General features: G+C 58.1%; 6 protein-coding genes, 8 tRNA genes and 1 rRNA gene. 14 read left to right on the top strand and 1 reads right to left on the bottom strand.

The genetic code is table 11. The features are described from left to right. Positions 1 to 6 precede the first annotated feature (6 nt). From rrf to DLM86_RS29280, 9 genes are all read left to right on the top strand, one after another. Positions 7 to 123 (top strand): 5S ribosomal RNA (rrf, locus tag DLM86_RS29320). 12 nt (positions 124 to 135) lie between these two features. Further along, a tRNA-Asn gene (locus tag DLM86_RS29315) sits at positions 136 to 211 on the top strand. 1 nt (position 212) lies between these two features. After that, positions 213 to 285: transfer RNA gene (locus DLM86_RS29310), tRNA-Thr, on the top strand. 27 nt (positions 286 to 312) lie between these two features. Then, positions 313 to 384 (top strand) — tRNA-Glu (locus DLM86_RS29305). Positions 385 to 458: 74 nt separating this feature from the next. Beyond that, a tRNA-Val gene (locus DLM86_RS29300) sits at positions 459 to 534 on the top strand. Positions 535 to 546: 12 nt separating this feature from the next. Further along, positions 547 to 622 (top strand) — tRNA-Thr (locus DLM86_RS29295). 12 nt (positions 623 to 634) lie between these two features. After that, positions 635 to 706, top strand: a tRNA-Gln gene (locus DLM86_RS29290). Positions 707 to 762: 56 nt separating this feature from the next. After that, a tRNA-Lys gene (locus DLM86_RS29285) sits at positions 763 to 838 on the top strand. Between the two features lie 13 nt (positions 839 to 851). Further along, positions 852 to 931, top strand: a tRNA-Leu gene (locus DLM86_RS29280). Between the two features lie 273 nt (positions 932 to 1,204). On the opposite strand, the gene DLM86_RS29275 is transcribed toward DLM86_RS29280, so the two are convergent. Then, positions 1,205 to 1,924 carry an IS3 family transposase gene (locus DLM86_RS29275; protein WP_110843599.1) on the bottom strand — a complete coding sequence of 240 codons (720 nt, stop codon included), beginning with the start codon at positions 1,922 to 1,924 and terminating at the stop codon, positions 1,205 to 1,207. Positions 1,925 to 2,130: 206 nt separating this feature from the next. On the opposite strand from DLM86_RS29275, the gene DLM86_RS29270 reads away from it, so the two are divergent. The 5 genes from DLM86_RS29270 to DLM86_RS29250 all read left to right on the top strand — a co-directional run bounded on the left by DLM86_RS29270 (position 2,131) and on the right by DLM86_RS29250 (position 7,007). Continuing rightward, entirely contained in the window at positions 2,131 to 3,513 is a 1,383-nt protein-coding gene (locus DLM86_RS29270) for an LLM class flavin-dependent oxidoreductase (protein WP_110843598.1), read from the top strand. Positions 3,514 to 3,522: 9 nt separating this feature from the next. Next, entirely contained in the window at positions 3,523 to 4,509 is a 987-nt protein-coding gene (locus DLM86_RS29265) for an aldo/keto reductase (protein WP_110843597.1), read from the top strand. Positions 4,510 to 4,663: 154 nt separating this feature from the next. Then, positions 4,664 to 5,539 (top strand): MetQ/NlpA family ABC transporter substrate-binding protein, encoded by an 876-nt coding sequence (locus tag DLM86_RS29260; RefSeq protein ID WP_158289716.1) that lies wholly within the window; start codon positions 4,664 to 4,666, stop codon positions 5,537 to 5,539. Between the two features lie 42 nt (positions 5,540 to 5,581). Then, positions 5,582 to 6,349, top strand: a complete 768-nt coding sequence (locus tag DLM86_RS29255) for a methionine ABC transporter ATP-binding protein (protein ID WP_110843595.1) — start codon at positions 5,582 to 5,584, stop codon at positions 6,347 to 6,349. Further along, positions 6,342 to 7,007, top strand: coding sequence for a methionine ABC transporter permease (locus DLM86_RS29250; protein WP_110843594.1), 666 nt, complete (start codon positions 6,342 to 6,344; stop codon positions 7,005 to 7,007). The genes DLM86_RS29255 and DLM86_RS29250 overlap by 8 nt, the downstream gene beginning before the upstream one ends. Positions 7,008 to 7,014: the final 7 nt, after the last annotated feature.

Here is a 7,014-nt window from a genome sequence, read left to right as displayed (position 1 = left end):
AATCCGTTTGGTGATGATGGCGGAGGGGATCCACGCGTTCCCATCCCGAACACGACCGTTAAGCCCTCCAGCGCCGATGGTACTTGGACCGCAGGGTCCTGGGAGAGTAGGACGTTGCCAAGCGGGTCGCCTTATTCCCTGATAGCTCAGTCGGTAGAGCACTCGGCTGTTAACCGAGTTGTCACAGGTTCGAGTCCTGTTCGGGGAGCCATGCTTCCATAGCTCAGTAGGTAGAGTGCATCCATGGTAAGGATGAGGTCACCGGTTCGATCCCGGTTGGAAGCTTACTCGCCCCTATAGGGAGCGATGCACGGCCCGTTGGTCAAGGGGTTAAGACACCTCCCTTTCACGGAGGTAACAGGGGTTCGAATCCCCTACGGGTCACTTTCCTTTTATCGAGAAATTTCCCGATTTCATGCATAATTGCTTAAGATCGGGACAATCTAATAGAGCAGTGCGGACGCTTAGCTCAGCCGGGAGAGCATCTGCCTTACAAGCAGAGGGTCGGCGGTTCGATCCCGTCAGCGTCCACCATGACGACCGAAAGCCGGTGTAGCTCAATTGGTAGAGCAACTGACTTGTAATCAGTAGGTTGGGGGTTCAAGTCCTCTCGCCGGCACCAGTATATACATAATGGGGATTAGCCAAGCGGTAAGGCAACGGACTTTGACTCCGTCATTCCTAGGTTCGAATCCTAGATCCCCAGTACAAGCTCCCATAGAGCCTGTATTTCGCAAGAGTACAAGCTCTGTGGGTTTTTATGAGCCATTAGCTCAGTTGGTAGAGCACCTGACTTTTAATCAGGGTGTCGTAGGTTCGAGTCCTACATGGCTCACCATGTTTGTCCAAACGCGCGTGTGGCGGAATTGGCAGACGCACTAGACTTAGGATCTAGCGGGCGACCGTGGGGGTTCAAGTCCCTCCACGCGCATTCAACGAACGGTAACCCTTGAGCGATCAAGGGTTTTTTTGTTTTTCTAGTCTCTTTTTTATCACGGGAAGCAGACGGCGAGGGCGGGGGTTAGGGACAGAGTTTTCCGAGTTTCCCCGCCTCCTCTCGGGTCGAAAAGAGAAACGATTGCAACGGGGCGCTGTTGATGCAGAAAAAAATTTACCCGGTTTCGTGAAGCCCCCTGGTTGTCTTAGCCTTCCCGCGGATTCAAAATGTTAGACACGAGGAGCGTCTCTTCTCGTCGTTCGAACGCTAATGGTATCCGCCGAATACGTCCATCCATCCGTACTGCAAGCGAACGGATGGAATGTCCAATTCTACCGGATCTCGCGTCGTTTCGGGATTGGCTTGGCGGTTCAAGAACGCGTAAAGCTGATACTCCATGCTCTTGTTGGTCGCGAGGGCGGACGACTTGCCGTGGCCGGCCGGTTCCGATTGCTGCATATAGCGCCGTACGGTAGACCGGTTGGCGGCCATACCTTCCCGCTGCAGCAGCTTCGTGATTCGGCGGGAGCCCAGGTAGGGATAACGCGTCTGTACCTCCGCGACCTTGCGTTTGATCGGATCCTCCCGCTGGGCCGGACGATAGTACAAGGTCGAACGGTTTAAACCGAGCAGCTCGGTTTGAACGCGGAGAGGCAAGGCGGCCGGCGATCGGTCGATCCAAGCGGTACGTTCCTTGCGGTCGGTGCGGGCGGCTACCGTTTGTTTCAACCACTCGAGCTTTTCGTAACATTTCGCAGCTTCGGATTGTTGCCGATGGCTTGGGTCCGGTTCGACCTGCCCGGCTGCTTGCGACGACGACACCTTCCGGAGCAGATGAGCGCACACGTCGCGCTTCATCCGGGCGATCCGTTCCGGACGAACGCCCAGCTCGGCCGCAAGCTCCTCGCAGGTTCGGTCGTTCAGCAGCATCGAGCAGACGACACGGATTTTGTCCTCCATAGAGTATCGTTTTTTCCCGTTTGTCATTCCGTTCTCCTCCCCGATTCGCCATTGTCTAAAAAAATGGAGCCATCGCCCGACACGGTGTTTGACGCTTCGTTCTGGAACCCAGTCTACAAGCAAATGCGGTCAATTTCAACCATAAATCCTACTTGACACATCGGAATATTCGTAATATTATCAATCCCAAGTTGCTTGGAACCGCCAGGACGAGAAGACGGGAGGCGACAAGGATGGGCAAAACGATTTTCATGAATGCGTTCGATATGAACGGCGCGATGCATAATTCTCACGGCTTATGGAAACATCCGGATAACGAACGGCACCGGTACAAAGATTTGGACTATTGGGTGGAGATCGCCCGGCTGCTCGAGCGGGGCAAATTCGACGCCTTATTCCTGGCCGACGTCGCGGGCATTTACGACGTGTACCGGCAAAGCGGGGCCCCGGCCATTCGCGACGGCGTACAAGTGCCGTTAAACGACCCGGCGCTCATCGTGCCGGCGATGGCTTACGCGACGAAGCATCTGTCCTTCGCCGTGACGGTGACGACGACCTACGAGCACCCGTATGCGCATGCGCGCCGCTTTTCGACGCTCGACCATTTGACGAAAGGGCGATTGGCGTGGAATATCGTCACCTCGTACTTGCCGAATGCGGCCCAAAATTATGGGCTGTCCGAAATGATCCGGCACGATACGCGATATGAACGGGCCGACGAGTTTCTGGAGGTGGCTTACAAGCTGTGGGAAGGAAGCTGGGAGGAGGACGCGGTCGTTCGCGATGCCGCACGAAACGTGTATACGGAGCCGTCCAAGGTACATAAAATTCACCATGACGGCACGTTCTTCAAAGTCCCCGGCCCGCACCTAAGCGAGCCGTCCCCGCAAAGGACGCCGGTGCTGTATCAAGCGGGAAGCTCCGAAAGGGGGCGGGCGTTCGCGGCGAAGCACGCGGAATGCGTATTCGTCGGAGGCCAGACGAACGAGACGTTGAAATTTTACGTGGACGACATTCGACAGCAGGCGGAGAAGCTCGGACGCGATCCGCAAAGTGTCAAAATGTTTACGGGTCTCAACGTCATTGTCGCCGAGACGAAGGAGGAAGCACAGCTGAAGCTGGAGCAGTATTCAAGCCTGTGGAGCCGGGAAGCGGCGATCGCCCAATTCGCGGGGTCGAGCGGCTACGATCTGGCCGCCTACGATCCGGATTCGTATCTGGAATACCGGAACACCGATCACGGTCAGACAAGGGCGGCCCAGTTCACGAAATTCGCCTCGAAAAAGCTGACGGTACGCGAAGTGATGGACCGGATCGGAACGTTGGGCGGCCAAGGTTGGGTATGCGTCGGGACGCCGAAGGAAGTGGCGGATTACATGCAGGAGAAGGTCGAGCAGACGGGCATCGACGGCTTCAATCTCGCCCATCTGATCACGCCGGGCAGCTTGCGGGAGTTCGTCGAGCTCGTCGTGCCGGAGCTGCAGCGGAGAGGCATTTACAAGCGCGATTACGAAGAGGGGACGCTCCGGGAGAAGCTGTTCGGACCGGGCCATCGGCTGCTGCCGGACCATCATCCGGCCGCCCGATACCGGCGCCGTGCAACCGCGTCCGTATAAGGAGGAGCTATGGTACAATTCAGAACGGTCGGCAAGACGGGCATTCAAGTGTCGAACTTATGTTTCGGCACGATGTCGTTCGGCGGTATCGCCGACAAGGACGAATCCCGGGCGATGTTCCGCCGATGCCGGGAAGTCGGCATCAACTTTTTCGATACGGCGGATGTGTATAACGAAGGGCGGTCCGAGGACATATTGGGCGAGCTGATCGCGGGCAGTCGGGAGGAGCTTGTGCTCACGTCGAAGGCCGGTTTTCCGACCGGTTCGGGGCCCAACGATCGTGGCGCTTCGCGCAGACATCTCGTCCGCCAGGTGGAGAGCAGCTTGCGGCGGTTGAGGACGGACCGGCTCGAGTTTTACTTCGTTCATCGGTTCGACCCGCTTACGCCGATCGAGGAGACGGTCCGGGCGCTCGACGACTTGCAGCGGGACGGGAAAATTTTGTACCCGGCGGTCAGCAACTGGGCGGCCTGGCAAATCGCCAAGGCGCTCGGCATCGCGGCGAAGGAAAGCTTGGCCCGGTTCGAGCTCATCCAGCCGATGTACAATTTGGTCAAGCGGCAGGCGGAGGTGGAGCTGCTGCCGCTCGCCCAGGCCGAGCAGCTCGGCGTCATCAGCTACAGCCCGCTCGGAGGCGGCCTCTTGACCGGCAAATACGGCGTCGGCACCAAGCCGCAAACCGGCCGTCTGGTCGAGCAGCGCAACTACGCGCTGCGCTATGGCGACGAGGCGTACTACGAAACCGCGCAGCGATTCGCCGAGCACGCGGCGTCGCACGGCCTGCACCCCGCCACGCTCGCGGTCGCTTGGGTGCTCGGACATCCGGGGATAACCGCGCCGATTATCGGCGCCCGGAGCGTGGAGCAGCTGGAGCCGTCCTTGGCGGCACTCAAGGTGCCGCTGACGCCCGAATGGCGGCGCGCCATCTCGGCCCTTACGCCGGAGCCGCCTCTGGCCACGGACCGCAGCGAAGAAGCGGTAGCGGACAACCGATAACGATAATCCGGTTCCGGCATTCCATTTCAATAAACGATTAGACGGTGTTGACCAGTCCACTGGAGGCATTCGCCCGTACACGGCGTACGGGAGGATGCCTTCGTTGTATTTTTCGTACCGAACCGGAATCCGATCCAAAGGAGTGTACCAAAGGATGAGAAAAACGGCGTTATTCCTCATATTCGCATTCTCGCTCATGCTGGCTGCAGCCTGCGGGCAGCAGCAGCCTCCGGCATCGGCGGGGGCTTCGCCCGCCCCCGATTCGACCACAGGCAAGGGCGAAGACAAAGTGATTCGCCACATTATGAGCGATAGCGGCTTTAACGGCGATATCGTCAACATTCTCAAGAAAGAGCTGGCCAAAGACGGCTACACGCTCGAGCACGTCGTCGTCAACGACATCATTCAACCGAACAAAATGGTGAACGACAAGCAGGCGGACAGCAATTCGTTCCAGCATGAAGCGTATTTCGACCAATTCGTAGCGGATCACGGCTTGAAAAACGTGACCCGCGCCTTCTACACGATCTTTACGCCGTCGGGGCTGTATTCAAAAAAATACAAGTCGTTCAAGGAGGTGCCGGACGGTGCCACGATCGGCATCCCGGTCGATCCGGCCAACAACGGCCGCGCGCTTTTCATGCTCCGCGATCTCGGTCTGCTCAAGCTGAAGGACGGCGTGGACGTCATCCATACGACGCTTAAGGACATTACCGACAACCCGCACAAGTTCAAGTTCAAGGAGGTGGACCAGCTCATGCTGCAGCGGACGCTGGATGACGTCGACGTCGGCTTCCTGTTCGCCGGCACGGCGATCCAAATCGGCTTGAATCCGAAGACGGATTCGCTGGCCGTCGAGACCGGGGAAGGTCTTCCGTACAAGTCGATCGTCGCGGTTCATAAAGATCTGGTCGGCACGCCGAAAATCAAAGCGCTGCAAAAGGCGTACGAGAGCCAGGCGGTCAAAGATTTTTACAAATCGAAATACGGCGACGCGATCCAGTTTCTCGACGATTTGAACAAAAAGTAGGAGCAAGACAAACAGCCATGAATTCGAAAGGAGCGGTGAACGATGATCGCGCTGCATCAAGTAAGCAAGACGTTTTCCACGCCGGGCGGGCCGCTGCAAGCGGTATCCTCCGTGTCGCTCGACATCGGCCAGGGCGACATATTCGGATTGATCGGGTTCAGCGGGGCGGGCAAATCGACGCTGCTGCGGATGATCAACCTGCTGGAAAGACCGGATGAAGGGACGGTAACGGTCGACGGCGAGGACTTGACGAAGCTGTCGATTCGCGAGCTGCGGCAGCGAAGGCTGTCGATCGGCATGATCTTTCAGCATTTCCATTTGCTCAGCAATTTGACGGTGTACGAAAACGTGTCGTTTCCGCTGGAAATCGCCAAAGTGCCGAAGGCGGACCGGAAGCGCCGGATCGAGGAATGCTTGGAGACGGTCGGTCTGCTCGACAAGGCGAAGGCGTATCCGGCGAAATTGAGCGGCGGCCAAAAGCAGCGCGTCGCCATCGCCCGGGCGCTCGCCAACAAGCCGAAGGTGCTCCTGTGCGACGAGCCGACGTCGTCGGTCGATCCGCAGACGACGGGGAGCATCCTCGCCTCGCTGAAGGAGATCAACGAGAAGCTGGGCATTACGATCGTCATCGTCACGCACGAGATGAACGTCGTCAAGGCGATTTGCGATAAAGTCGCCGTTATGGAGAACGGACGCGTCGTGGAGAAGTTCGATTTGCGCGAAGCCCATATCGTGCCGCAATCGCCGATCGCGCAGTTTTTGTTCCAAAACGAAATCGCACTCGAAGCGAGGGAGGCCGTCTATGCTTGACAACGTCCTCTATGCATGGCCGGAGCTGCTGCAGGCGCTCGGCGAGACGTTCTACATGCTCGTGCTGACGATACCGATCGCGGTCGTCATCGGGACGCCGCTCGGCACCATTTTGTTCCTGACCCGGCCGGGGTCGTTTTTAAAAGCCCCGCGGTTCTACGTCCTCTTGAACGGCATCGTCAATTTGATCCGCTCGTTCCCGTTTCTCATTCTGATGATCGCGATCATTCCGTTCACCCGGCTCATCGTCGGGACCGCGCTCGGCACGACGGCGGCGACCGTTCCGATGATCATCAACGCGGTGCCGTACTTCGCCCGGTTTATCGAGCAAATTTTGCTCGACGTCAACCGCGGCGTGGTGGAGGCGGCGGAATCGATGGGCGCGAACCGGATGCAAATCGTCTGGAAGGTGCTTTACACGGAAGCCCGCTCGGGCATCGCCAACGCGGTGACGATCGTGACCGTCAGCTTCTTGTCGTATTCGACCGTGGCGGGGCTGGTCGGCGGGGGCGGCATCGGCGATTTCGCCATCCGGTACGGCTATTACCGGTATCAGACCGACGTCATGTTCGTCACGATCGTCATCATGGTGCTGTTCGTGCAGCTGTTCCAGTTCACGGGCAACTACATCGTCCGCAAGCTCGACAAACGGCTGTAGAGGAGGT

It is taken from the genome of Paenibacillus flagellatus (assembly GCF_003217775.1).
In the GTDB taxonomy this organism is placed as follows: domain Bacteria; phylum Bacillota; class Bacilli; order Paenibacillales; family NBRC-103111; genus Paenibacillus_AB; species Paenibacillus_AB flagellatus.
The sequence above is the reverse complement of the archived record's forward strand: the minus strand, read 5'-3'. Positions and strand labels throughout refer to the sequence as shown.